We start from the raw sequence: 23,501 nt of genomic DNA on the forward strand, positions 1-23,501 counted from the left end.
GGGCACCGTTGCCCCGACCTCTGTGACTGTAGACACTTGAGCGCGTAAGTACCAGGTCTTCCGAGCCATCTGTTCCGGGACGAGCGATCCGCCGCTCTGATCACGGCCGCTCTAGGTCCGATCGGCCGCCATGATCCGCGCGAAGGGCACGATCCAGGTGTCGAGGCGCTCCAGGAGCTCCCGCTCCCCCATCACGTCCGGGACGTCGCACCACACGGACAGGGACGCCCCGAGCACGGGGTCGGGCGTTCCCGCGGAAACGGCTGGGACCTCGAGATGCACGTCCTCAGCAGCGAGGCCCATGAACCGTCGGGGCGAGAAGGTGTCGGTGAGCAGGCCGAAACGCCGCGCACCATGGGGCGCGAAGGGCCCGTCCTCGGAGAGCACGGCGTAGAGCTGGTCGCCGTGGGAGTTGATCACCCGATACCCGGAACGCAGGTAATCCTCGACCGACGGGGTCCAGTCCCGCCAGCGGATCCACACGTCGAGCACCACGTCGGTGCTGATCGGCGCGAGGGGTTCGTCGGAGGCAGGCACCACATGGTCGTTCCACAGCAGCGGAGTGCGGTCGAGCTCGATCGCTCGAGCTGCGAGGGTGTTGACGAAGAGGGCGTAGGAGTCCAGAGCCGTCGCCGCCGGCCCCACGAGCGACCGGGCGTGCGCGAGGAGGCTCGGGAAGCGCTCGGGGTGCTGGGCGTCCTCGTCCTCCCAGGGCGCCGCGAAGAACTCGTCCCCGCCCAGGTGGATCGCGTCGCCGGGGAACAGTCCGGCGACGGCCTCCATCAGGTCGAGAGCGAGCTCGAGGGCCTCGGGCCGGGAGATGTCGAGGCGGTCCTCGTGGACGTGGCCGTGGCGATCCACGAGCTGGAGATGCTCCCGCCCCACGAGCAGTGCCGCGGCGTGGGAGGGCAGATCGATCTCGGGCAGGAGCGCGATGCCGGCCGCCTCGGCCGCGGCCACGATCTGCGCCACGTCCTCCGTGCCCCAGGCGTCGTCGGCCGCGAGCTCCTCGAAGCCCGGGAGCCGCACCCCCACACGATGGGTCTCGGTGAGATGGAGGTGCAGGGCGGTGAAGCCCAGCTCACCGAGCCGGCCGATGAGCTGCACGACGGCGTCGGCGGTGAAGGACTTGCGCCCGACGTCGAGGCTCAGGCCGCGGTAGTCCGCGGCCCCGAGCCCGCTGGGCGCCGTCGGCCCCGACGCAGACGGCACGGGCCGCCGGTCCGTCGGGAACCGGCGGCCCGTTCCGCTGTCGGGGGAGGTCACGCGCGCAGCACGCCGCCCACGGCCGAACCGACCGCCGCGATGCAGCGCGAGCGTGCCGCGCCGATCTGCTCCGCGGTCAGGGTGGCCTCGGCGGACCGCAGACGCACCGCGAACGCGAGCGACTTCTTGCCCTCACCGATCTGCTCACCGGTGAAGACATCGAACAGGTGGACGCTCTCGGCGAGGTCGCCGATGCCCACCACGATCGCCGCCTCAACGGCCGCGGCCGGCACGCTCTGGTCGACCACGAAGGCGAAGTCCTCCTTCGCCACCGGGTACGTCGGCACCGGCGCCGCCGCGATCACTGCCGGGGCGGAGGTGATCAGCGCCTCGAGGTCGACCTCGAGGGCGCTGGTGCGCGCGGGCAGGCCGAACTCCGTGACCACGGCGGGGTGGAGCTCACCGGCGTGGCCGATGACCGTGCTCGTCCCGTCGGCCGTGAGCACACGCAGCTCGCCGGCGCGACCGGGGTGGAAGGGAGCCAGCTCGATCTGGCGCACCTCGAGGTCGGCGCCGACGGCGGCGGCCGCCCGGCGGGCCAGGTCGAAGGCGTCGGCCCAGCCCCACGGGGCGACCTCGCCCTGCCACGATCCCGGACCGGACGCGCCGCCGACCACGGCTGCCAGGGTGCGGGTCTGGAGCGGGAGCGCCCCCAGTATGGCCTCGAGCTCGGCGTCGGAGGGTCGCTGCGCAGCGGCGGGGACCGGCGAGCGGGAGCCCTCTCCGCGGGAGAGGGACGTGGTGCCGAGCTGGAAGATCGCCACCGATTCCTCGCCGCGGCCGAGGTTGCGTCGCGCCACGGGCAGCAGGGTCTGCAGCAGCGACGTGCGCAGCAGGGGTTCGTCGTCGGCCAGCGGGTTCAGCAGGCGCACCGCGCCACGGCGGGCATCGTCCTGCGCGTACCGCAGGGCGTCGAAGATGCCCTCGCCGACGAACGGGTACGAGGTGACCTCGACGAGCCCGGCCTCGGCGAGTGCACGGTTCGCGGCGCGGCGAGCTCTCTGAGCGCGCGTGAGGCCGCGACCACCGGGGGCTGTGGGCAGCACGGAGGGGATGGTCTCGTAGCCGACCAGGCGAGCGATCTCCTCGATCAGATCCTCGCGGATGACGAGGTCAGGGCGCCAGGACGGCGGGGTCACGGCGAGCGTGCCCTCTGAGCCCTCGTCTGCCCTGTCCTCCACGGTGCAGCCGATCATCTCGAGGCTGCCCCGCACCTGCTGCGGGGTGTAGGCGATGCCGACCACGCGCTCGGCGTCGCCGAGCGGCAGTGGGATCGTCGCGGTGGCCGTCTCCGCGATGCCGCCCTCGTCGGTGATCCCGGGCGCGATCTCGCCGCCGCCGTACTCCACGATCAGCTGGGCGGCCCGGTAGGCGGCCACGCGGGGCAGCTGCGGGTCCACGCCGCGCTCGAAGCGCTTGGAGGCCTCCGAGGGGAGACGGTGGCGTCGCGCGGAGCGGGCCACCGAGATCGGGTGGAAGGTCGCCGCCTCGAGCACGATGTTCGCGGTGCCCTCGGAGACCTCGGTGGACTCCCCGCCCATCACGCCGGCGATGCCGAGCACGCGAGCGCCCTCGCCGCCCTCGCTGTCGGTGATCAGCAGGTCCTCGGCGTCGAGCGTGCGGGTGACGTCGTCCAGGGTGGTGAGCTTCTCGCCCTTCTGGGCGCGGCGCACCACGATCGGGGCGACGACCTTGTCCGCATCGTACGCATGCAGCGGCTGGCCGAGGTCGAGCATCACGTAGTTGGTGACATCCACGATCAGCGAGATCGGGCGCATGCCGGCCAGGGTCAGCCGACGCGCCATCCAGCGCGGGGTCTGCGCAGCGGGGTCCACGCCGCGGACCTCGAGAGCCACGAAGCGCGAGCAGCCCTCGACGTCCCGGATGGGGGCGTCGTCGCGCAGCCGGACGGCGAGCCCGCCGTCCTCGGCGGAGGGGATCTCGACGGTGGAGGCCGGATCGGTGTAGGCGACACCGGTGGCGTGGGAGTACTCCCGGGCCACGCCGCGCATCGAGAAGCAGTATCCGCGGTCCGGGGTCACGTTGATCTCGACGACCTCGTCGGCCAGGCCGAGCAGGGCGATCGCGTCGTCACCGGGCTCGCCGGTCAGGCCCTCGGCGTGGCCGCGGCCCAGCACGATGATGCCGTCCTCGCCGGTGGGGTCCTCGCCCAGGCCCAGCTCGTCGCCGGAGCAGATCATGCCGTCGGAGACGTGGCCGTAGGTCTTGCGGGCAGCGATCGCGAAGTCGCCGGGCAGCACGGTGCCGGGCAGGGAGACGACGACGAGATCTCCCTCGACGAAGTTGTGCGCGCCGCAGATGATGCCGCGGCTGGGTCGCTCCTCGCCGGGCTGCGGGTCCTTGGGGTCGTCCACGTCCTCGTTGTGCTCGGGGCCGACGTCCACGCGCACCCAGTTGATCGTCTTGCCGTTCTTCTGGGGCTCCTTGACGAGCTCCAGCACGCGGCCGACGACGAGCGGTCCGGACACCTGGGCGCCGAAGATCGCCTCCTCCTCGAGGCCGACGCGGGAGAGGTCGGTGGCGACCTGCAGGGCGGAGGTTCCGGCGGGCAGCTCGGTGTGCTCGGCGAGCCAGGTCAGGGGAATGCGGGGCATCTCAGATCTCCGTACCGTAGTGCTGGGAGAAGCGGACGTCGCCCTCCACGATGTCGCGCATGTCCGACACTCCGTTGCGGAGCATGAGGATGCGCTCGATCCCGAGGCCGAAGGCGAAGCCCTGGTACTCCTCGGGGTCCACCCCGGCCGCGCGCAGCACGTTCGGATGGACCATGCCGCAGCCGCCCATCTCGATCCAGCCGGTGCCGCCGCACACCCGGCAGCTCGGGTCCGCGTCATGGTCGAGCCCCTCGCGGGCCCCGCAGCTGAAGCAGCGGAAGTCCATCTCGGCGCTGGGCTCGGTGAAGGGGAAGTGGTTGGGGCGCAGGCGCGTGATCGGCGCCCCGCCGAAGATGTGCGCGGCGAACGCGTCCAGGGTGCCCACGAGGTTCGCCATGGTCAGGCCCTTGTCGATGGCGAGGCCCTCGACCTGGGTGAACATCGGCGAGTGCGTCGCGTCGATCTCGTCGGCGCGGTACACGGTGCCGGGGCAGGCGACGTACAGCGGGGCGCCGCGCTCGAGCATCGAGCGGATCTGCACCGGGGAGGTCTGCGTGCGCAGCAGCATCCCCGAGCCCTCGGGCGCCACGTACAGGGTGTCCTGCAGGGAGCGGGAGGGATGCTCGGGGTCGGCGTTGAGCGCGTCGAAGTTCAGCCACTGGGACTCGATCTCCGGGCCCTCGGCGATCTCCCAGCCGATCCCGACGAAGAAGTCGTTGATGCGGTCCTGGAGCACGGTCAGCGGGTGGGAGGCGCCGCGGGGTCGCAGGTCGGTGGGGAGGGTGACGTCGACGGTCTCCGCGGCGAGCGCGGCCTCCTCCTCGGCGGCGGCGAGCTCGCCCTGGCGTGCGGCCAGTGCCTTCTGGACCCGGCCCTTGCCCTGGCCCACGAGCTTCCCGGCGGCGGCCTTCTGGTCCTTGGGGAGGTCCTTGATGGCGCGGTTCGCGGAGGTCAGCACGCTCGCATCGCCCACGTGCTCGATGCGCACCTGCTTCAGCGCGGCGGTATCGGGGGCAGCGGCGATCGCCGCGAGTGCGGCATCGATCGCCGCGGTGATCGCCGCCTCGTCGATCGAGGGCGCCTCGGGCGCAGGGGATGTGTCGGACACGGGTATCGCTTTCGTCCTGAGAAGTCCTGAGTGGTCACGGGTGCATCCGGCGGAGCGACGTCCGGCGCGAAGGCACCACGGACCATTCTAGGAGGGATCGGCGACGGACCTCCGCACGAGGCAATCCACGCCACATCGCTTAGCCTGGAGGGGACAACGTCTACCCTCGCCCCGAGGAGTCAGGAGGCCCCCATGTCCACGACGGTCCAGGGTGTCGTCGCCCGTGCCGCCAGGCAGCCCGCCGAGCTCGTCGACATCGTGATCCCCGATCCGGGTCCGCACGACGTCATCGTCGACATCGAGGCCACCGGTGTGTGCCACACCGACCTCGCGTACCGCGACGGCGGCATCAACGATGACTTCCCCTTCCTGCTGGGCCATGAATCCGCCGGCCGCGTCTCCGTGGTCGGCGAGTCCGTCACCCATGTGGAGGTCGGCGACTACGTCGTGCTGAACTGGCGCGCCGTGTGCGGTGAGTGCCGCGCCTGCACGAAGGGCGTCCCCCAGTACTGCTTCGACACGCACAACGCCTCGAAGCCCATGACCCTGGCCGACGGCACCGAGCTGACCGCCGCGCTCGGCATCGGCTCCTTCGCGGAGAAGACCCTGGTCCACGAGGGCCAGTGCACGAAGGTCTCCGAGGATGCCCCGGCCGAGGTCGCCGGGCTGCTGGGCTGCGGCGTCATGGCCGGCATCGGCGCCGCGATCAACACCGGCGCGGTGCAGCGCGGCGAATCCGTCGCCGTGATCGGCCTGGGCGGCGTGGGCTGCGCGGCGATCGCCGGTGCGAAGCTCGCCGGAGCGACCACCATCATCGGGCTCGACGTCGACGAGAAGAAGGTCGCCGCCGCTCAGGAGCTCGGGGCCACCCACACCCTCGCGACGAAGGGTCTTTCCCCGCAGGAGGTCGCCGAGAAGGTCCAGGAGCTCACCGGCGGTTTCGGAGCGGATCTGGTCGTCGACGCGGTCGGGATCCCCCAGACCTACGAGACGGCGTTCTACGCCCGTGACCTCGCCGGTCGCGTGGTGCTGGTGGGGGTCCCCCGCCCGGACGTCGAGCTCACGCTGCCGATGCTGGACATCTTCGGCCGGGGCGGCTCGCTGAAGTCCTCCTGGTACGGCGACTGCCTGCCCGAGCGGGACTTCCCTTATCTCATCGACCTGTTCCTCCAGGGGCGCCTCCCGCTGGATCGGTTCGTCACCGGACGCACCGATCTCGCCGGGGTCGACGGGGCGCTGGACGCCCTGCACGACGGGAACACCCTGCGCACCGTGGCGGAGGTCGGCCGATGACCGCGCGACTCGCCCATGCCGTCGCCTCCGGCACCTTCAGCCTCGACGGCGAGACGCACGAGGTCGAGAACAACGTGTGGGTGCTCGGAGACGATGAGCAGTGCGTCGTGTTCGACGCCCCGCACGAGGTGAAGACCGTGCTCGAGCTGGTGGGCGATCGGGAGTGCGTGGGCATTCTGCTCACCCATGCCCATGACGACCACGTGCGCATGGCCCCCGAGCTGTCCGAGAAGCTCGAGGCACCCATCCTGCTCAATCCGGCGGACCGCGAGGTCTGGCAGCTCACCCATGGTGATCTGCCGTGGGATGACGACGTGCAGGACGGCGACATGTTCACGATCGCCGGCGTGGACCTCGAGGCGCTCCACACCCCGGGCCACTCCCCCGGTTCGACCTGCTACTACGTCGAGGCCCTCGGTGCCGTGTTCAGTGGGGACACGCTGTTCCAGGGCGGCCCGGGCGCGACCGGCCGCTCGTTCTCCTCGCGCGAGACCATCGAGGAGTCGATCCGCGAACGCCTGTTCGCGCTGCCCGACGACACCGTCGTGCACACCGGGCACGGCCCGGACACCACGATCGGGACCGAGAAGGCGGCAGCTCGCGGCGACTGGCTGTGAGCCGCCCGGGGTCGGGTCCCGAGGGGCCCGACCCCGCGAGCTCGTCGCCTCGTCAGGTCGGCGGCGGCGACTCGTCCTCGCGCGGGGACGCCCCCTGCGCGGGCTCCTCGTCGGCCGCTCCCGAGACTGAGGGAGCGGCCGACGGCGCGCCTGCCCTGCCCTGCAGGCTGGCGAGGTAGGCGTTGTACGCCTCGAGCTCGGCACCGCCGTCGCGCTCGGCCTTGCGGTCGTACTGGCGGGCCCGGCGGTCGTCGGACTTCATCCACATCGCGGCGACGATGATCGCGTAGCCGACGGTGGGGACCTCGGAGATCGCCCACATGATCGTGCCGCCGCGCACCTGGATCAGCATCAGCTGCTCATCGGTGTACATCGCCAGCTGGTGGTACCAGTCCGGGGCGATCAGCCAGGTCGCCGAGACCATCGCGACGCCGAAGAAGGCGTGGAAGGCGAGCGTCACCAGCAGGGTGATCAGCTTCAGGATCGGGTTGATCGGCTTCGTCGAGGGGTCCACCCCGATCAGCACCCAGGCGAAGAGGTAGCCCGAGGCCAGGAAGTGCACCGTCATGAGCACGTGCCCGAGGTGGGAGTACATCGCGGCCTCGAAGAGGGGCGAGAAGTAGAAGATCACCAGGGAGCCGGCGAAGATCAGTCCCGCGAGCGGCGGGGAGGAGAGGATCTGCGCGTACCGGGAGTGCAGCGCGGCGAGCACCCATTCGCGGATCCCCCGGGACCCGTCGGTGCGCGGGGCGACGGCGCGGGAGAGCAGCGTGACCGGCCCGCCCAGCACCCACAGCGGCGGCGCGATCATCATCATCGCCATGTGCTGGACCATGTGGGCGTCGAAGCGGAACCGGCCCCAGGCCGCCGCTCCCCCGCTGAGCACCCAGGCGAAGGCCACGCAGCCGGCCAGGAAGGCGAGCGTGCGGATCCACGGCCAGGTGTCCCCACGTCGCACCAGGCGCACGACGCCCGTCACGTAGAGCGCGGCCATCGCCGCAGCCAGCAGGAGCGCGATCCAGTCGGGCTGGATCACCGTGAACATGGTTCCCGGGCCGAAGGCCTTCGCGGGCGGCAGGTAGCCGACCAGCGAGAGGGTCTTCAGATCGCCGACGGCGGGGACCACCTGCGGCACGGGCGGGGCGGACCTGCCCAGGGCGATCGAGGCGCCGATCACGGCGGCCATCACGATCCCCTCGGTCGCGGCCAGGTGCCGGAAGCGCAGCCGGTCCCCGAGCCGTCGACGCTGGGCGGCACCGATCCCGGCCAGGACCAGCAGCCCCAAGGCCTTCACGAGCACGACGCGGCCGTACCCGGTGGTGAGCAGGTCGCTCCAACCCGAGAGGCGGATGACGGCGCTCAGCACCCCGCTGACCGCGAGCGACGCCACGGCCGCCAGGGCCCAGGGCGAGAAGCGGCGCACGGTCGTGGCGAGCTGCGCGTCCTCCAGGCGTGGAGCGATCAGCGCGATCACCAGCAGGCCGCCGGCCCAGACCGACACGGCCACGAGGTGCAGCGCCATCGCGTTGACCGCGTTCGTGTGGTCCAGGCTCGCCCCGGCGTGGCCGGCCAGACCGAGCGCGCCCACCCCGATCCCGGCGAAGGCGAGCCCCCAGCAGGCCAGAGTGGTGGACCGCGCGAGCGCATAGGCCAGCGCCGAGATCGTCGCGGCGATCCCCACAGAGAGCTGGAGCTTGCCGAGATCGGTGCCGAGCGCGATGTCCCAGACATTCAGACCGGAGCCCGATCCCGCGGCCTCCAGCCCTCCCAGCGGGATCTGGGCGATCGCGGCGACGGCCCACAGCAGAGCACCGACGGCGCCGAGGCGGACGGTGGCGCGTCGCGCAGGATCCAGCGTCGTGACCTCGCGCCGGGACGGGCCGGGCTGGAGGAGCACGGCGGTGCCGCCGGCTCCGATCGCGAGCAGCAGCCCCAGATGGTGCAGGGCTCGGACGACGGGCAGACCCCAGGTGACCAGCGGTGACGCGGGCACCAGGGTCGCCGGGGTGGCGGCGCCGGTGGCGAGCAGCCCGACCAGCGCGGAGGCGACGGTGAGAACCAGCAGCATCGGCACGACGGCCGCCCCGATGCGCAGGGCACGTGAGGTCATTCCCCGGCCTGCCTGCGGCGGAGCGTCTCGAACAGGCACACCGTCGCGGCGGTGTGGACGTTCAGGGATTCGGCGTGCCCGGCCAGGGGGATGCGCACCGCCAGGGGCGCCGCCTCGAGGGTGTGCTCGTCCAGTCCGTGCGCCTCGTTCCCGAGGATCCACGCGATCCGGGAGGGCAGCTCCGCCGTGAACAGCTCCGCCTCCGCGTAGCCGCTGGTCGCGGCGGCGGTGACCTGTGCGCCGTGCAGAGCCTCCAGCACGTCGTCGATCTCGGCGCCGGTGACGACCGGCAGATGGAAGAGGCTGCCCACGGAGGCACGGACGGCCTTCGGGGCATAGGGATCGGCGCAGGTGCGGGTGAGCACGACCAGGTCCGCTCCGGCGGCGTCGGCCGTACGGATCAGCGTGCCCACGTTGCCGGGGTCACGCACTTCGTGCAGGACGACCACCGTGACCGGCTGCTGCTGCGGCAGGGCGGCGATCGCCGCGACGGCGGCCGACGGGTCCTCCGCGGGCAGATGTCCGAGGGCCAGCACGCCTTGAGGGCTCGTCAGGGTGCCACGGGCCGCGCCGTCCGGCTGCGCGCTGTCAGGGCTCGGCCCGGTGGCGTCCTCGCGCACCATGGTGCGGATGATCTGATCCTCCACCTCGTGCACCGGGATCCCGGCCTCGCGGGCGAGATCCGCGAGCTCCGGGTGGGCGGCGTCGGCTCGGGCGGTGGTGAAGACCTCGCGGGCACGATCTGCGCGGTGGGCGAGCAGCGAACGGATCGACTGCGGGCCCTCCACGCGGAACAGCTGCTGCTTGCGACGAGTAGAACGCCCGGCCAGTGCCGCCACCTTCCGCACCCGCTCGGAGCGGGGGGAGGTGATCGGGGACTGATCCGGGCGCTCGGTCATCGCGTCGTGTGGCGCGATGTCAGGCTGCCGGGGCGTTGACGTCCTCGGGGAGGGCGTTCTTCGCGATCTCGACGAGCGCGGCGAAGGCCGGGGCGTCGTTGACCGCGAGCTCGGCGAGCATGCGGCGATCGACCTCGACGCCGGCCAGGCCGAGGCCCTGGATGAGGCGGTTGTAGGTCAGGCCGTTGGCGCGGGATGCCGCGTTGATGCGCTGGATCCAGAGCTGACGGAAGGTGCCCTGGCGCTTCTTGCGGTCGCGGAAGTTGTAGGTCTGCGAGTGCAGGACCTGCTCCTTCGCCTTGCGGTACAGACGCGAGCGCTGGCCGCGGTAGCCGCTGGCCTGCTCAAGGATTTCCCGACGCTTCTTATGGGCGTTTACCGCCCGCTTCACGCGTGCCACGTGATACTCCTTCGATCGTAAATTCAGGGGCGCGGGAGCAGGGCTCCCACGTGGGCGATCAGCGGCCCAGCAGCTTCTTCATGCGCTTGACGTCAGCCTTGGCGACAGTGGTGTCGGTGCCGAGGCGGCGCTTGCGGGTGGAGGACTTGTGCTCCAGGAGGTGGCGAGCGTTCGCCTTCTCCCGCATGAGCTTGCCCGACCCGGTCACCCGGATGCGCTTCTTGGTCCCCGAATGGGTCTTGTTCTTCGGCATGGTGCCTGTTCTCCTTCGTACGTTCTCAGGACTCGGAGCCGGTCTCGGCGTCGGCCTCGGGCTGGGACGACTCGTCCCCGCCACGGGCAACAGCCTTCTCGGCGTCAGTCTTGCGCTTGCGGGCCTCGGCCATGGCCTGGGCCTTCTTCTTGTGCGGTCCGAAGACCATCACCATGTTGCGGCCGTCCTGTCGCGGATGCGACTCGACGAAGCCGTACTCGGCGACGTCCTCGGCCATACGACCGAGAAGCTTGACGCCCCTCTCGGGACGGGACTGCTCACGACCACGGAAGCGGATGATGACCTTGACCTTGTCGCCACCATCGAGGAACTTCTCCACGTTGCGACGCTTGGTCTCGTAGTCGTGGATATCGATCTTCAGGCCCATACGGATTTCCTTCTGGACCGTATTCGCCTGGTTCTTCCGCGCCTCACGGGCCTTCAGGTTGGCTTCGTACTTGTACTTGCCGTAATCCATGAGCCGCGCGACCGGCGGGTTCGCGCCGGGTGCGACCTCGACGAGATCGAGATCGGCTTCCGCGGCGAGACGCAGTGCGTCCTCGACACGGACCTCACCGACCTGCTCGCCGGCGGGCCCGACCAGAAGGACCTTCGGGACCCTGATCTGACCATTGATGCGCTGTTCGCTGATGTTGGCTCCTCACCTTGGTTCGAGTCGGAAAAGACGAAAGGCCCCCGCTTCATGCGGAGGCCCCAAGGTGCGCGACGCCGGAGCGCCTGCCGGGCATTGCGGCCCGACGATCGGGCGTTGCCGCCCGACTGCGATACTGACCTGGCAACGGTTCGCGCCGAGCTCGAGAGCTGCGGGCTGTTTGCTACGAGGTGGGAAGGGACTCCACTTGAGGAACGATGTGACGAGGGTTTCGACCTGTTCCGATCCCCTATCCTAGCAGGAGCGCTCGCGCAGTCCAGGTGATGTGCGTCGCGTCCCTGACCAGTGATGAACGAGGAGTTCCGTGGAGAGCGACCGCAGCCCTGTCGGAGACACTGATCGAGAGGGCGACGCCCCTGCCGGCAGCACCCCTCCTGATCCGCGGCGCAGACGGGACATCATCATCTCACTGGTGGTCGTCGCGGTCCTGGTGCTGGTGGTCGCCATCGGCGGCAGCATCCTGGCCTATCGCGCACTGAGCCCCGAGCCCGGTGCAGCAGAGGGTGCGATCATCGAGGAGAGCACGATCCTGGAGACTGCAGGAGGGACGATCCACGACCCTCTCGCGGACGCCGCGGCGCGATGCGCTGCGGGCCCGGACCGCTCCGCCCGCACTCTCGACCCCCTGGTCGCCACCGACGACCTTGCCCCCGCCACGACGAAGGACAACACCCTGTGAACGACAACCAGACCCCCGCACCTGCCCCCGTGGACGAGTCCTCCGACGATGCGCTGCGCGACATCTCCGAGGTCGCCGCGGTCGAGATCATCACGTCGGCCTGCGTGCATCTCATGAGCGCCGCCGCCGTGAAGGTGGGTCTCGCGGAGGACGAGGCGACCGGGCAGTACCAGGACCTCGCCGAGGCGCGGAAGCTGATCACTGCCCTGGCCGGCCTGGTGACCGCCTCGGCTCCGGAGATCGGCAACGAGCATGCCCGGTCCCTGCGTGACGGCCTGCGCTCGCTGCAGCTGGCCTTCGCCGAGGCGCTGCCGTTCCCCGATGGCCCGGGCGAGGCCCCGGGCGAGAAGTACACCGGCCGCGTCTCCTGAGGACCGAGCGGTTCGTGAGTGCCGTACGGCTCATCCGGGCCGCACGGCTCCCGCAGCTCGACCGGCTCCCGCAGCTCGTACGGTCAGGACCCCAGCACGAGACGCAGTGAGCTGATCCGCTCGGCGACGAGCGTCTCCGCGCCGAGACGGGCGGAGACCTCGTCGACCACCGCGCGCACCTGAGGCGCCGTGAGTCCGGGGCGCAGCTGCAGATGGAGGTCGACCTCGCTGCGCTGCCCTGCACGCGCCGAGAGGCCCTCGACCTGATCCGTCGCGTCCGCGACGGCGTCCAGGACGGCGGAGAGCTCCGGATCCAGATGCGGAGGGATCCATTCGCGTCCCTGGGCGAGCGCCCAGAGCACGGATCGCGGGAGCAGGATCGGCCCGCCCACGTCCGGCGAGGTCGCCGCGTCCACCAGCAGTGCGGTGCAGCCTTCCTGCACCGCGGCCTGTGCGGCCTGCGGGGCCACCACGGGGACCGGGCGGGCGTCGGACCGCCAGGCGCTCAGGGCATCGGCGGCGGTGAAGATCGGCAGCACCCGGGTGCCGTCGGGCGCGGTGATCGACACCATCGCCATATCGGCGCCGTTGTCACCGGTCAGCCCGTGCGCGGTGGTGCCGGTCTCGGTGGCGACCGCCATGATCGGCACCAGCACGCGGCTCCGTGCCAAGGCCGCCACGAACGCCTGACGGTGGGGATCCTGACCGGCACGGTGGGCCGCCAGCGCACGGCCGAGCTCCTCCGGGATCGCCCCGGAATCCTCCGGGAAGGGGCTGACGGTGTAGTCGCGCCCTTCCCACGAGACACCCGCGGTGTCCGTGAGCGGTGACTTCTCGCGGAAGTGCGCGGGCAGCGTCTTCGCGACCGCCTCCGCACGGGTCTCGTGAGCGTCGGCGGGCCGCCGCTCCGAGGGGTCCGGGGTCTCTGGTGCCCCTGTCATCGGCGACCTGCGACGTCCAGCGCCTCACCCATCGTGAACGCCTGGGCGTAGAGGGCCTTGCCCACGATCGCGCCCTCGACCCCGGCGGAGACCAGCTCGCGCAGGGCACGCAGGTCCTCGAGCGAGGAGATGCCGCCGGAGGCGACGACGGCGGCGTCGGTACGGGAGCAGACGTCGCGCAGGAGGTCGACGTTGGGACCGCGCAGGGTGCCGTCCTTCGTGACGTCGGTGACGACGTAGCGCTGACAGCCGGCTTCGTCGAGGCGCTCGAGGGTCTCCCACAGGTCGCCTCCCTCGCGGGTCCAGCCGCGGGCGGCGAGGGTCGTGCCCCGCACGTCGAGGCCGACGGCGATGCGGTCGCCGTGCTCGGCGAGGATCTCCGCGGTCCACTCGGGGTTCTCGAGGGCGGCCGTGCCGAGGTTGACGCGGCGGCAGCCCGTGGCGAGCGCGGCGGCGAGGGAGTCGTCGTCCCGGATGCCGCCGGAGAGCTCCACGTTCATGTCGACCGCGGCGACGACCTCGGCGAGCAGGGCGGCGTTGCTGCCGCGCCCGAAGGCCGCGTCGAGGTCCACCAGGTGCAGCCACTGCGCGCCGCCCTCCTGGAAGGCGAGGGCGGCGTCGAGCGGGGCGCCGTAGGAGGTCTCGGAGCCGGCTTCGCCCTGCACGAGACGGACTGCCTGGCCGGACTGCACATCGACGGCGGGCAGCAGCTCGAGGATCGGAGCGGTCATAGGGGTGCCTCCTGGAAGCGGGTTGTCTCGGGGTCGTCGCCCTGCAGGGGCTCGAGATCACTGGTGGGGACTGCAGAGAATGCACGGACTGCACGGGATGCGGGAAATGCGGGGGTTACAAGGAATACGGAGAATGCTCGGGAACCGAGGAACTCAGGGAGGGGCGAATGGGCGGGAACGGACGGAGCCGGGCGACAGGTCGTGCCGGTCAGCCGGTCCGCAGCCGCCAGAACGAGATGCCGATGAAGACCAGGCCCAGCACGAGCAGTCCCAGGGTGGCCCACCATGGCTTCTTGGAGCGGTAGAAGGACCAGGCTCCGCCGAGGGTCATGCCGCCGGCGAAGAGCAGGATGAAGGCGTAGATCACGGTGAGGCCACCTGCTCGGCACCAGCTGCCGCGCCTTCAGTCCCGGGTCGGCGGCGCGGCAGCGTGCCGAGCCAGTTGGCCAGGAGCTTGGCCCCGGCGTCCCCGGACTTCTCGGGGTGGAACTGGGTCGCCGTGAGCGCGTCGTTCTCGACGGCCGCGACGAAGCGGTCCCCGTCGTGCTCGGCCCAGGTGACCTTCGGGGCGGCGAGCGAGCCGATCTGCTCCATGGTCCATTCGCGCGCGGCGTAGGAGTGCACGAAGTAGAAGCGCTCGGACTCGACGCCCCGGAACAGCTGGGTGCCGTCGGCGGCCTCCACGGTGTTCCACCCCATGTGGGGCACCACGGATGCCTGGAGGCCGGTGATCTCGCCCGGCCACTGCGCGAGCCCCGCGCTACGCTGGCCGTGCTCGGTACCGGCGTCGAACATGATCTGCAGGCCCACGCAGATGCCGAGGACGGGCAGGCCGCCGGCCAGCCGTCGTTCGATGATGCGGTCCCCGCCCACAGCGAGCACCTGCTCGATGGTGGCGGCGAAGGCGCCGACGCCGGGCACGACGAGACCGTCGGCCGCGAGCGCGAGATCGCGATCGGCGGTGAGCTCGACGGCGGCGCCGGCTGCCTCGAGGGCGCGCACCACGGAGCGGACATTGCCCGAGCCGTGATCCAGGACCACGACGCGCGGGGTGGCGGCGGCGTCGCCGACACCCGGCTCGGCAGAGGGTTCGGCGATGCTCTCGGGGAGGGGATCGGCCTCGGTCACTTGCGCTTCCCCTTACCGGCGATCCAGGCCAGGGCCTCGGCCCGGGTGACCGTCGAGGGGTCGATGCCCTCTTCCAGCTCGTCCACTGCCGTCGTCCCGAGGAGCAGCTCCTCCACGACGTCGTCCACCGCGCCGAGCACGATCGCGGGCGAGATGTCCTCGCCGCGCTCCCCGCCCTTGTACCGGGTGGCGGTCATGCGGTCGCCGCGGCGCCAGAACAGCACGATGCCGTTGCGCTGCAGCGCGGTCGAGGCGATCGCCGCGAGATCATGGGCGGCGGTCTCCTCGAGCTCCCCCACGGCGATCGCGCCGGTGCGGGTCTCCAGGGTGCGGCTGCCGGTGGGGATGTCGATCCCGTCGGTGCGCGCCTCCCGGCCCAGCCGGATCGCGCCGGCGAGTGCCTGGCTGGTCGCGACGGAGGTGGCGACCACGGCGATCGTGGGTTCCTTCTCCTCGGCAGGGGTCTCGGACAGGACGTCCTCGACGGTCAGCGGGGTCTCATCGAGGGAGTCGAGGGAGAGACCCTCGGTGAGCCGGGCGAACTCGGCATCGATGTCGTCGGAGCCGTGGCCGGAGCCGTCGGACGGATCCTGATGCGGGTCACGCGGGTCGGCGGTGCTCACAGGGCTCCCTTCGTGGAGGGCACGTCCAGGACGCGCTCGTCGTAGGCGCAGGCTGCGCGCAGTGCGCGGGCGAGCGCCTTGAACTGGGCCTCGACGATGTGGTGCGGGTCGCGGCCTTCGATCAGGCGGATGTGCAGGCAGATCGCGGCATGATGGGCGATCGATTCGAACACGTGGCGGGTCAGCGACCCCGTGAAGTGCCCGCCGATGAGGTGCGTGGCCTGGGCCTCGCTCTCGCCGGAGTGCACGCAGTAGGGGCGGCCGGATAGGTCCACGACGGCCTGGGCGAGGGACTCGTCCAGCGGCACCAGCGCGTCCCCGAAGCGGGCGATGCCCTTCTTGTCGCCGAGGGCCTCGCGCAGCGCCTGGCCGAGCACGATCGAGGTGTCCTCGACGGTGTGGTGCGCATCGATGTGGGTGTCGCCCGTCGCACGCACCGTGAGGTCGAAGCGCGCGTGCGTGCCCAGCGCCGTGAGCATGTGGTCGAAGAACGGCACGGAAGTCGACACGTCGACCTGGCCGGTGCCGTCGACGTCGAGGGTGACCTCGACGGAGGACTCGCGGGTGGAGCGGGTGATGCTCGCCGTGCGCGACGGGCGCGCGGTGGTGGTGTCGGTCATCGGGGGTCGGCCTCCTCGAGGGCGGTGCGGAATGCGGCGTTGTTCTCGGGCGTGCCGATGGACACGCGCAGCCAGCCGGCGGGGCCGACGGCTCGGACGAGGACGCTGCGATCGAGGAGAGCCTCGAACACCGCGTCGCGATCGGAGAAGGTGCGGAACAGGATGAAGTTCGCGTCGGACGGGGCCACGTCGTGACCGCGGGCCCCCAGGTGCTCGGCGAGGGCGTCGCGCTCGCTGCGCAGCAGAGCAACCTTGCCCAGCAGCTCCTCGCGGTGGGCGAGGGCGGCACGGGCGACGGCCTGGGTGACGGCCGACAGATGGTACGGAAGGCGCACGACGCGCACGGCGTCGACGATCGCCGGATGGGCGACCAGGTAGCCGAGCCGTGCTCCCGCCAGGGCGAAGGCCTTGGACATGGTGCGGGTGACCACGATGTTGGGGTGGCGGTCCAGGAGGGTGAGGGCGCTGGGCACCCCGTCGCGGCGGAACTCGCCATAGGCCTCGTCGACCACGAGCAGTCCCCGGCTCGGTGCCAGCGCCGCGGCGGCCGCCTCGACCACGTCGAGGGTGAGCGCCGTGCCGGTGGGGTTGTTCGGGCTGGTCAGCACCACGATGTTCGGTTCGTGTGCGGCGATCGCGGCGGTGACCGCCTCCGCGGTGAGCGCGAACTCGGGCTCCGGGCCCCGCTCCGCGGTGACCCACCGCGTGTAGGTGTCGCGGGCGTACTCGGGGTACATCGAGTAGTGCGGGGTGAAGCCGAGCGCGGTGCGGCCGGGGCCGCCGAACGCCAGCAGCAGCTGGTGCATGATCTCGTTCGAGCCGTTGGCCGCCCAGACCGACTCGAGCGGCGGCGCGGCGATGCCGGACTCCGCCGCGAGATACTCGCCGAGGTCGGTGCGCAGGTCCAGGGCCTCACGGTCCGGGTACCGGTTCAGGCCGACGGCGGCGTCCGCCGCGGCTCGGCCGATGGACGCCGCGAGCTCGGGCGAGGGCCCATAGGGGTTCTCGTTCACGTTGAGCGCATGCTCGACCTCGAGCTGCGGGGCGCCGTAGGGGGCGGCACCCGCGATGCCGTCGCGCGGCTGCGGCAGCGCGTCGGTGGCCAGGGTCGGAGCAGAGTTCTCGGGCATGTGCTCCATGGTAGTTCGGCAGCGCGCCGGAGGGCCTCGATGACCATCGTGCAGACGCCGTCCCTGGCTGCACCGATCACCACCTCGGGCGGCGCCGACCACCACCTCAGGCGGCGCCGATCGCCATCTGCCGGGACTCACGCAGCCGTGAGCAGGCACGAACGATCTCCGCAGGGAGGGCTCGGCCGCGCCCGTCGCTGAGTCGAGGCCGACGAGGGGCCGAGCCGGGGCCGAACCGGGTTGGCGCCGTCTCCCCCGCGGCGAGGTGGCGCCCTTCACACAGGTGCCTGCGCCGACCGTCGGCTGGGAGAACGGGGGCGGCACCGCCAGTACGCTGAGAGGATGTTCCGTTCTCTGGGTGCCCTGATCGGCGACCTGCTGGTCGTCATCCTCTTCGTCGCCATCGGCTTCCTGCAGCATGGGACGCCGCTGACCTCGCAGAACCTCTTCCTGGTGGGCTGGCCGTTCGCCGTCGGCGTGCTGCTGGGCCATCTCGCGATCCGCGCCTGGCGGGCGCCCTTCCGCGTGTGGCCGCACGGGGTGTTCGTGTGGGCGATCACGATCGCCGCCGCGATGGCGATCCGCACCCTCTTCTCCGCCGGCACCGAGGTGCCCTTCATCATCACCACGGCGATCTTCACCGGCGTGCTGATGCTCGGCTGGCGCGCGGTGGCGATGTACCTCACCCGCGGGGAGCGCAGGGTGCCCCTCGCCGGGGCTGCGGCTGAGGCCGGGGCCGGGTCCGCACCGCGGTGAAGGCCCGCTGACCGAGCTCGACACCGCGATATGTGTCGGTGAGAGCGTCCTCACCGACACGTGGTGCGTGCTCGGCGACGGGACGGGTGCCGACGAGAAGGACAGGCGCGGTCAGCCGTGGGTTCGGAAGGTCTCCTGCTCGAGCAGGGGACGGAGACGCGCGGCGACCTCGTCGGTGCCGAACCAGCGGTGCAGCTGCTCCTCGAGCAGCACGTTGCCGAGGGCGCCGAGCACCATCGACTGGTCCAGCGAGAGATGGCGCCGGGCGATGACTCCCGAGCGGACGGCGACGGCGTCGTGGAATCCGCCCGGCCCGTAGGCGCCGAGCTCCGTCTCGATCCGCGAGAGGTTCTCGATCGCCTCGTCGGGCTCGTACTGCATCGCGAGCGCCGCGGCGTGCGGCGTCACCACGCCGTCGAGTCCCTGCGGGTAGGGCTCCCCCGCGTGCCAGTCGGTGGCCGCGGCGTCGGAGAAGTAGCCCTCGGGGTTCAGGCCCAGGGCGTCGACCCCGTACTCGCGGTACTCGCCGTGCGGATCCGAGCTCGGGGAGAAGCCCCAGTAGCCGTAGCCCGCCTCGTCGAGGCCGTGCTCGCGCTGGGCCCGCACGTGGAGGGGATGATTCCTCCCCCAGCTCTGCGGACCCCAGGTGGCCTCGGGCACGAAGAGATCCGGCATCAGCTCCTCGAACATCGAGCCGCCCCAACCGGGCACGATCTCCATGCCGCGGTAGGTGTGGGCGCCCTCGAACACGGCGACCCCCTCGTGCTCGGTCCAGTCGCCCACCGGGGGCATCTCGGACCAGTCCCACTCGGGCGGGAAGGTGCGGAAGGTCGTGAAGTAGGCGGCCGCGGGGATCTGCTCCGTCATGATCCCGAGATAGGTGACCATGCGGGCCTCGGAGACGGCCGTGTCGTAGTGGTGCTCGGTGTGGTACCAGACGTCGGCCCCGGGGATGTCCTGGAACAGGGGAAGCAGCTCGACGCCCTCCCGGCCCGGGTCCTCGACCCAGAAGCCGCCGATGGTCTGCCCGGGCTGCACCTCGACATCGCGGTCGAAGAACACGTCCCAGCGCATCGCGTCGAAAAGGCGCTTCGCCCGACGGCGGTTGGAGGGATCGGCCTGGGCGACCACGTGCAGGGCGGCGCCGAGCCAGCCCATGTCGACGCTCGAGACGAACGGGATGACGGGGTCCCCCGTGCCGGGCCAGCTGCGCAGCACCGAGCCGTCGGCCTCGTCGTACCAGTTGTAGTACATGCCGGAGGGCTCGTGGTGCTCCATCCGCTCGAGGGAGTCGAGGGTGCGGGAGATCCGGTTGCGGGCCTCCCCCGGCGTGATCAGGCGCAGCTCGCGGGCCAGCAGCGTGGACCAGAGATAGCCGCCGATGTTGGTGGGCGACGTGTGGCGCGAATGCCCCGTCAGGTCCGCGTCGATGTTGTCGGACACGAGTCCGGTGCTGCGCACCGTCATCGCGTCCAGGGAGCGCCAGGTGTCCTTCGCCCAGCGTCGCAGGAGGCGCTCGTCGCTCCCTCCCCCGGCGGTGCCGCCGAGGGCCGGGAGACCGGCCGACGACAGCCCGGCCCCCGAGAGCGTCGGAGCGGGAGCCGCCAGGGCGGGACTCGCGGCGCCGACGGCCCCGAGGGCGGCGCCGGCTCCGAGCAGCGGGACGGTGAGCAGGGTGCGGCGAGGGATGGAGTTCACGATGCCTCCTCGAGGCGATGGGTACGACGTCGGACCGGGTCTCGTGCGGGGTCGTGCAGGATCGTGCGGGGTGGTGTCGGGTGGTGGAGATCAGCGGACGCCGATCATTTGATGCCGGAGGTGGCGATGCCCTGGATGAAGTAGCGCTGGAAGAAGAGGAAGACGAGGAGGATCGGCAGGACCACGAGCGTGGCGCCGGCCAGGAGCAGCCCGTAATCCGTCTGGTTCTGTCCGGTCGAGATCAGGGCGAGCGCGACGGGCAGGGTGTAGGTCGACTCGCTCGAGGAGACGACGAGCGGCCACAGGAAGTTGTTCCAGGAGCCGAGGAAGGTGAGGATGCCGAGGGTCGCGAAGGCGGGGCCCGCGAGCGGCAGGTAGATCCGGAAGAAGATCGCGACCTCGCCGACGCCGTCGATACGGCCGGCCTCGAGCAGCTCCCGGGGCAGCCCCAGGAAGAACTGGCGCATCAGGAAGACGCTGAACGGCTGCACCAGGAACGGCAGGATGAGCGCGGGGATGGTGTTGGCCAGCCCCATGTTCACCACCAGCACGTACTGCGGGATGAAGGTGACCAGTCCGGGGATCATCAGGCACACCAGGACCAGCACGAACAGCACCCGCTTGAAGGGGAAGGTGAGGTGCGCGAGCGCGTAGCCGAACATCGAGCTGAAGATCAGGTTCCCCAGCGTCACCGCGATCGCCACCACGGTCGAATTGCGGAAGTAGTGGCCGAAGGGCCGATCGAAGAGACGGCGGAAGTTGTCCCAGGTGGGTTCCTCGGGCAGCCAGGTGGGCGGGACGCGCAGGAGCTCTCCCTGGGTCTTCACGCTGCCGAGGATCATCCACACGAAGGGCGTGATGACCAGCAGCAGGAAGGCGGTGAGGATGACATAGGTCAGGACGGGACTGCGACGTTCGATCATCACTTCTCCCTCATCAGGCGGAACTGCGCGAGGGTGACGATGCCGATCACGATGAACGTCAGGTACGCCATCGCCCCGGCCATGCCGTAGTTGCCGAATCCGAACTGGTTGTAGGTGTACATGGAGGCGGAGATCGTGGAGTTCAACGGACCGCCGCCCGTCATGACGAAGGGCTCCTCGAAGAACTGCAGGTAGCCGATCGACGTGGTGACCAGCACGAACAGCAGCGTCGGCCGAATGGACGGGATGGTGATGTTCCGGAACCTCTGCCAGGCGTTCGCCCCGTCGAGCGCGGCTGCCTCGTGCAGCCCGCGGTCCACGGCCTGCAGGCCGGCCAGGAAGATCACCATCGAGGTGCCGAAGTTGCGCCAGACCGCCATCACGATGAGCGACAGCAGGGCGGTGCGCTCATCACCCAGCCAGTTGGGCCCGTCGATCCCCACCCAGCCCAGGACGGTGTTCACCAGGCCGTTCTCGGGCTGCAGCAGGAACCTCCAGACCACGGCGACGGCCACGATGGAGGTGACCACGGGGGTGTAGAAGCCCATCCGGAACAGTCCGCGCAGCTTCAGCGCGCCCCGGTTCAGGGCGATCGCGGCGCTGAGCCCCGCGATGATCGTCAGCGGCACCCCGACCAGCACGAACACTCCGGTGTTCAGGGCTGCCCGCCGGAAGACGGGGTCGTGGAAGGCAGCGATGTAGTTGTCCAGACCCACGAAGTCCACCGCGAACGGCGACCGGATGTCGGTGATGCGCATGTCCGTGAAGGACATGAACATCGACTGCAGCACGGGCCAGGCGATGAAGATCCCGAAGAGCACCACGAAGGGCAGGGAGAGCAGCAGCCCGGCGCGGGCCTCCGCGGCGGCGCGGTGGCCGCGGCGGCGCCCGGGCCGGGAGGCACTGCCCCTGCCCCTGTGGCTCCCTCTGCTCCCGGTGGGCGACGGCGGCGGGAGGGCCGCGTCCGAGGAGGCGGACTGCGTGGTCATCTCAGGCGCCGATCCCGATGCCCTGTGCCTCGGACTGCGCGGCCTGGAGGGCGTCGGCCGGGGCGAGGTCCTGCTTGCAGACCTGCTCGATCTGGGCGTCGAACTTCGCAGCCACCTGTTCCCAGGTGGCGATCGTGGGCGGGGCGAGGGCGGTCTCGAGCTGGGTGTGGAAGGCCTCGAACTTCTCGTTGGAGGAGACCTTCTCGTCCTCCCAGGCCGACTGCACCGCAGGCATGTCGGTGACCTGCTCGAACCACTGGATCTGGACCTCCGGGCGGGAGAGGTACTCCACGAGCTTCCAGGCGGAGTCGCGGTTCTTCGACCCCTGGAGGACGCCGATGTTGGCACCGCCCAGGAAGCTCGAGCTGGTCTCCTTCACGGGCATCACGAACACGCCGTACTTGTCGGCGAAGCCGTCTCCGCCCACGCCCTCGACGGCCGCCATCATCCAGGGGCCGGAGACGAACATCGGCACCGCTCCGGAGACGAAGTCCTGCTCGGTGGTGCCCTCGGCAGGTGCCGGGTCGGCGATCCCGTCGGTGAAGTAGGACTGGTAGTAGCCCAGCGCCTCCTCGTTCTGCGGCGTCTCGAAGGTGAACTCGTCCCCGGCCTCGGAGACGACACCCCCGCCGTTGGACCAGCACAGCGGGAGCACGGTCTGCCAGGAGCCGTCCCCGCCGGGCTGCAGGGCGATGCCCCACTTCCCGTCGGGCTGGCCCTGGAGCGCCTTCGCCATGGCGAACAGGCCCTCCCAGTCTGTCGGCGGCTCGCTGATCCCGGCGGCCTCGGCGATGTCCTTGCGGTAGTAGACCAGGCGGGTCTCGACGTACCACGGGACGCCGTAGGCGGTGTCGTCGACGGTGACCCCCTTGACCGCGCCGGGGAAGAAGTCGTCCAGGGCGATGGACTCCGGAGTGGGCTCCAGAGCCTTCAGGCTCACGAACTCCGCCATCCACGTCGAGCCGACCTGGGCGACGTCCGGGGCGGTCCCGGCGGCGATCGCCGAGGTGAACTTGTCGTGCGCCGAGTCCCACGGCAGCGGGGTCACCTCGAGCGTGACGTCGGGGTTCTCCTTCTCGAAGCCCTTGAGCAGCTCGGGGAGGGCCTCCCCTTCGGCGCCCATGGCCCAGATCGTGAGGGAGCCGGTGGCGGGGCCCTCGGCGATCGGATCGGCGGGGCCCGCGGCACCGCCGCCGTCCTCCTCGGAGCGGCCGCAGGCGGCGAGCGCGGTCAGGGCGCCGGCAGCGCCCAGTCCGCCGAGAGCACGGCGGGAGATGCGGGGAATGCTGGTCATGATGACTCCTTCGTCGGTGACGAGATGATGCGGTGCGGGACTGGTCAGTACGGGTCGATGCAGATGGGCGCGGGTCGAAGAAGGTGGCGCGGTGGACCGGGCGTCAGGCCGGTGGTCTACGCGAGCGCCGGTGCGGGGACGGGGACGCAGCCACAGGACTGCCGGAGCACGACGTTGGAGTCGACGGTGACCGGCTGCTGGGCCGTGTCGCCGTCGATGAGTGCCGCGAGGCGCTGCGCGGCGAGGGCTCCGAGCTCGGCGACCTCCTGGCGGACCGTGGTCAGGCCCGGGGTCAGATAGCGGGCGGTGACCGTGTCATCCCATCCGGTGACGGCGAGGCGCCCGGGAACGTCCACGCCTGCCGAGGTCAGGCGGGCGATGATC

General features: G+C 71.0%; 25 protein-coding genes. 5 read left to right on the forward strand and 20 right to left on the reverse strand.

The window, feature by feature from the left end; genetic code table 11:
* Nucleotides 1-111 precede the first annotated feature (111 nt).
* The 3 genes from ACT3T5_RS17420 to pheS are packed head-to-tail and all read right to left on the reverse strand — an operon-like array spanning nt 112 to nt 4,989.
* Nucleotides 112-1,212 carry a family 20 glycosylhydrolase gene (locus tag ACT3T5_RS17420; protein ID WP_444579812.1) on the reverse strand — a complete coding sequence of 367 codons (1,101 nt, stop codon included), beginning with the start codon at nt 1,210-1,212 and terminating at the stop codon, nt 112-114.
* A gap of 50 nt (nt 1,213-1,262) precedes the next feature.
* Nucleotides 1,263-3,881, reverse strand: a complete 2,619-nt coding sequence (gene pheT / locus ACT3T5_RS17425) for a phenylalanine--tRNA ligase subunit beta (RefSeq protein WP_444595048.1) — start codon at nt 3,879-3,881, stop codon at nt 1,263-1,265.
* A 1-nt stretch (nt 3,882) separates the two neighbouring features.
* Entirely contained in the window at nt 3,883-4,989 is a 1,107-nt protein-coding gene (gene pheS, locus ACT3T5_RS17430) for a phenylalanine--tRNA ligase subunit alpha (RefSeq protein WP_444595049.1), read from the reverse strand.
* Between the two features lie 192 nt (nt 4,990-5,181).
* Between pheS and ACT3T5_RS17435 the strand changes: the two genes are divergently transcribed.
* On the forward strand, nt 5,182-6,282 hold the full coding sequence (locus tag ACT3T5_RS17435; RefSeq protein WP_444595050.1) for an S-(hydroxymethyl)mycothiol dehydrogenase: 1,101 nt from the start codon (nt 5,182-5,184) through the stop codon (nt 6,280-6,282).
* Nucleotides 6,279-6,899 (forward strand): MBL fold metallo-hydrolase, encoded by a 621-nt coding sequence (locus ACT3T5_RS17440; RefSeq protein WP_444595051.1) that lies wholly within the window; start codon nt 6,279-6,281, stop codon nt 6,897-6,899. The genes ACT3T5_RS17435 and ACT3T5_RS17440 overlap by 4 nt, the downstream gene beginning before the upstream one ends.
* 52 nt (nt 6,900-6,951) lie before the next feature.
* On the opposite strand, the gene ACT3T5_RS17445 is transcribed toward ACT3T5_RS17440, so the two are convergent.
* The 5 genes from ACT3T5_RS17445 to infC are packed head-to-tail and all read right to left on the reverse strand — an operon-like array spanning nt 6,952 to nt 11,213.
* Nucleotides 6,952-9,009, reverse strand: a complete 2,058-nt coding sequence (locus ACT3T5_RS17445; protein ID WP_444595052.1) for a cytochrome c oxidase assembly protein — start codon at nt 9,007-9,009, stop codon at nt 6,952-6,954.
* On the reverse strand, nt 9,006-9,908 hold the full coding sequence (locus tag ACT3T5_RS17450) for a TrmH family RNA methyltransferase (protein WP_444595053.1): 903 nt from the start codon (nt 9,906-9,908) through the stop codon (nt 9,006-9,008). Before ACT3T5_RS17450 ends, ACT3T5_RS17445 begins: the two co-directional genes overlap by 4 nt.
* A 19-nt stretch (nt 9,909-9,927) precedes the next feature.
* Entirely contained in the window at nt 9,928-10,308 is a 381-nt protein-coding gene (gene rplT, locus ACT3T5_RS17455; protein ID WP_443398116.1) for a 50S ribosomal protein L20, read from the reverse strand.
* Nucleotides 10,309-10,366: 58 nt separating this feature from the next.
* Nucleotides 10,367-10,561 carry a 50S ribosomal protein L35 gene (gene rpmI / locus ACT3T5_RS17460; protein WP_193117972.1) on the reverse strand — a complete coding sequence of 65 codons (195 nt, stop codon included), beginning with the start codon at nt 10,559-10,561 and terminating at the stop codon, nt 10,367-10,369.
* Between the two features lie 25 nt (nt 10,562-10,586).
* Nucleotides 10,587-11,213: a translation initiation factor IF-3 gene (infC, locus tag ACT3T5_RS17465; protein WP_444595057.1), complete on the reverse strand. Its 627-nt coding sequence runs from the start codon at nt 11,211-11,213 to the stop codon at nt 10,587-10,589.
* A gap of 325 nt (nt 11,214-11,538) precedes the next feature.
* Here infC and ACT3T5_RS17470 point away from each other — a divergent pair, with 325 nt between their 5' ends.
* Both ACT3T5_RS17470 and ACT3T5_RS17475 read left to right on the forward strand, forming a co-directional pair.
* Nucleotides 11,539-11,913, forward strand: a complete 375-nt coding sequence (locus ACT3T5_RS17470) for a hypothetical protein (RefSeq protein ID WP_444579802.1) — start codon at nt 11,539-11,541, stop codon at nt 11,911-11,913.
* Nucleotides 11,910-12,284 carry a DUF1844 domain-containing protein gene (locus ACT3T5_RS17475; RefSeq protein WP_444579801.1) on the forward strand — a complete coding sequence of 125 codons (375 nt, stop codon included), beginning with the start codon at nt 11,910-11,912 and terminating at the stop codon, nt 12,282-12,284. The genes ACT3T5_RS17470 and ACT3T5_RS17475 overlap by 4 nt, the downstream gene beginning before the upstream one ends.
* Nucleotides 12,285-12,367: 83 nt before the next feature.
* Here the strand turns inward: ACT3T5_RS17475 and ACT3T5_RS17480 are convergent, their stop codons facing one another.
* The 7 genes from ACT3T5_RS17480 to ACT3T5_RS17510 form a co-directional block, all read right to left on the reverse strand.
* Nucleotides 12,368-13,225: an SseB family protein gene (locus tag ACT3T5_RS17480; protein ID WP_444595054.1), complete on the reverse strand. Its 858-nt coding sequence runs from the start codon at nt 13,223-13,225 to the stop codon at nt 12,368-12,370.
* On the reverse strand, nt 13,222-13,956 hold the full coding sequence (gene priA / locus ACT3T5_RS17485; protein ID WP_444579798.1) for a bifunctional 1-(5-phosphoribosyl)-5-((5-phosphoribosylamino)methylideneamino)imidazole-4-carboxamide isomerase/phosphoribosylanthranilate isomerase PriA: 735 nt from the start codon (nt 13,954-13,956) through the stop codon (nt 13,222-13,224). Before priA ends, ACT3T5_RS17480 begins: the two co-directional genes overlap by 4 nt.
* 208 nt (nt 13,957-14,164) lie before the next feature.
* Nucleotides 14,165-14,323 carry a hypothetical protein gene (locus ACT3T5_RS17490; RefSeq protein WP_193117967.1) on the reverse strand — a complete coding sequence of 53 codons (159 nt, stop codon included), beginning with the start codon at nt 14,321-14,323 and terminating at the stop codon, nt 14,165-14,167.
* Nucleotides 14,320-15,054 carry an imidazole glycerol phosphate synthase subunit HisH gene (gene hisH / locus ACT3T5_RS17495; protein WP_444595058.1) on the reverse strand — a complete coding sequence of 245 codons (735 nt, stop codon included), beginning with the start codon at nt 15,052-15,054 and terminating at the stop codon, nt 14,320-14,322. Before hisH ends, ACT3T5_RS17490 begins: the two co-directional genes overlap by 4 nt.
* A 26-nt stretch (nt 15,055-15,080) precedes the next feature.
* Entirely contained in the window at nt 15,081-15,707 is a 627-nt protein-coding gene (locus ACT3T5_RS17500) for a hypothetical protein (RefSeq protein WP_444595055.1), read from the reverse strand.
* Nucleotides 15,704-16,327 (reverse strand): imidazoleglycerol-phosphate dehydratase HisB, encoded by a 624-nt coding sequence (gene hisB / locus ACT3T5_RS17505; RefSeq protein ID WP_443412548.1) that lies wholly within the window; start codon nt 16,325-16,327, stop codon nt 15,704-15,706. The genes ACT3T5_RS17500 and hisB overlap by 4 nt, the downstream gene beginning before the upstream one ends.
* Nucleotides 16,324-17,466, reverse strand: a complete 1,143-nt coding sequence (locus ACT3T5_RS17510; protein ID WP_443412547.1) for a histidinol-phosphate transaminase — start codon at nt 17,464-17,466, stop codon at nt 16,324-16,326. Before ACT3T5_RS17510 ends, hisB begins: the two co-directional genes overlap by 4 nt.
* 333 nt (nt 17,467-17,799) lie before the next feature.
* On the opposite strand from ACT3T5_RS17510, the gene ACT3T5_RS17515 reads away from it, so the two are divergent.
* A complete protein-coding gene (locus ACT3T5_RS17515; protein ID WP_444579795.1) occupies nt 17,800-18,213 on the forward strand; it encodes a DUF3054 domain-containing protein in 414 nt (137 codons plus the stop codon).
* A 111-nt stretch (nt 18,214-18,324) separates the two neighbouring features.
* Here the strand turns inward: ACT3T5_RS17515 and ACT3T5_RS17520 are convergent, their stop codons facing one another.
* The 5 genes from ACT3T5_RS17520 to ACT3T5_RS17540 all read right to left on the reverse strand — a co-directional run.
* Nucleotides 18,325-19,911: a glucoamylase family protein gene (locus tag ACT3T5_RS17520; RefSeq protein ID WP_444579793.1), complete on the reverse strand. Its 1,587-nt coding sequence runs from the start codon at nt 19,909-19,911 to the stop codon at nt 18,325-18,327.
* A 104-nt stretch (nt 19,912-20,015) separates the two neighbouring features.
* Nucleotides 20,016-20,834 (reverse strand): carbohydrate ABC transporter permease, encoded by an 819-nt coding sequence (locus ACT3T5_RS17525; protein ID WP_193117962.1) that lies wholly within the window; start codon nt 20,832-20,834, stop codon nt 20,016-20,018.
* Complete coding sequence (locus ACT3T5_RS17530; protein ID WP_444579790.1) at nt 20,834-21,823, reverse strand: carbohydrate ABC transporter permease; 990 nt, start codon at nt 21,821-21,823, stop codon at nt 20,834-20,836. Before ACT3T5_RS17530 ends, ACT3T5_RS17525 begins: the two co-directional genes overlap by 1 nt.
* A 1-nt stretch (nt 21,824) precedes the next feature.
* On the reverse strand, nt 21,825-23,117 hold the full coding sequence (locus ACT3T5_RS17535; protein ID WP_444579789.1) for a sugar ABC transporter substrate-binding protein: 1,293 nt from the start codon (nt 23,115-23,117) through the stop codon (nt 21,825-21,827).
* Nucleotides 23,118-23,233: 116 nt separating this feature from the next.
* The coding region (locus tag ACT3T5_RS17540) for a substrate-binding domain-containing protein (RefSeq protein WP_444595056.1) at nt 23,234-23,501 on the reverse strand (268 nt) is incomplete at its 5' end.

The sequence above is a fragment of the Brachybacterium sp. AOP3-A1-3 genome (genome assembly GCF_052378285.1).
Taxonomy (GTDB): Bacteria; Actinomycetota; Actinomycetes; order Actinomycetales; family Dermabacteraceae; genus Brachybacterium.

Bases quoted from the DNA above. Each gene is read 5' to 3' on its own strand.
- ACT3T5_RS17445 (WP_444595052.1), bottom strand. From the start codon at position 9,009: ATGACCTCACGTGCCCTGCGCATCGGGGCGGCCGTCGTGCCGATGCTG.
- ACT3T5_RS17435 (WP_444595050.1), top strand. From the start codon at position 5,182: ATGTCCACGACGGTCCAGGGTGTCGTCGCCCGTGCCGCCAGGCAGCCC.
- ACT3T5_RS17450 (WP_444595053.1), bottom strand. From the start codon at position 9,908: ATGACCGAGCGCCCGGATCAGTCCCCGATCACCTCCCCCCGCTCCGAG.
- hisB (WP_443412548.1), bottom strand. From the start codon at position 16,327: ATGACCGACACCACCACCGCGCGCCCGTCGCGCACGGCGAGCATCACC.
- ACT3T5_RS17510 (WP_443412547.1), bottom strand. From the start codon at position 17,466: ATGGAGCACATGCCCGAGAACTCTGCTCCGACCCTGGCCACCGACGCG.
- ACT3T5_RS17440 (WP_444595051.1), top strand. From the start codon at position 6,279: ATGACCGCGCGACTCGCCCATGCCGTCGCCTCCGGCACCTTCAGCCTC.
- ACT3T5_RS17480 (WP_444595054.1), bottom strand. From the start codon at position 13,225: ATGACAGGGGCACCAGAGACCCCGGACCCCTCGGAGCGGCGGCCCGCC.
- ACT3T5_RS17535 (WP_444579789.1), bottom strand. From the start codon at position 23,117: ATGACCAGCATTCCCCGCATCTCCCGCCGTGCTCTCGGCGGACTGGGC.
- rpmI (WP_193117972.1), bottom strand. From the start codon at position 10,561: ATGCCGAAGAACAAGACCCATTCGGGGACCAAGAAGCGCATCCGGGTG.
- ACT3T5_RS17530 (WP_444579790.1), bottom strand. From the start codon at position 21,823: ATGACCACGCAGTCCGCCTCCTCGGACGCGGCCCTCCCGCCGCCGTCG.
- ACT3T5_RS17525 (WP_193117962.1), bottom strand. From the start codon at position 20,834: ATGATCGAACGTCGCAGTCCCGTCCTGACCTATGTCATCCTCACCGCC.
- pheT (WP_444595048.1), bottom strand. From the start codon at position 3,881: ATGCCCCGCATTCCCCTGACCTGGCTCGCCGAGCACACCGAGCTGCCC.
- ACT3T5_RS17515 (WP_444579795.1), top strand. From the start codon at position 17,800: ATGTTCCGTTCTCTGGGTGCCCTGATCGGCGACCTGCTGGTCGTCATC.
- priA (WP_444579798.1), bottom strand. From the start codon at position 13,956: ATGACCGCTCCGATCCTCGAGCTGCTGCCCGCCGTCGATGTGCAGTCC.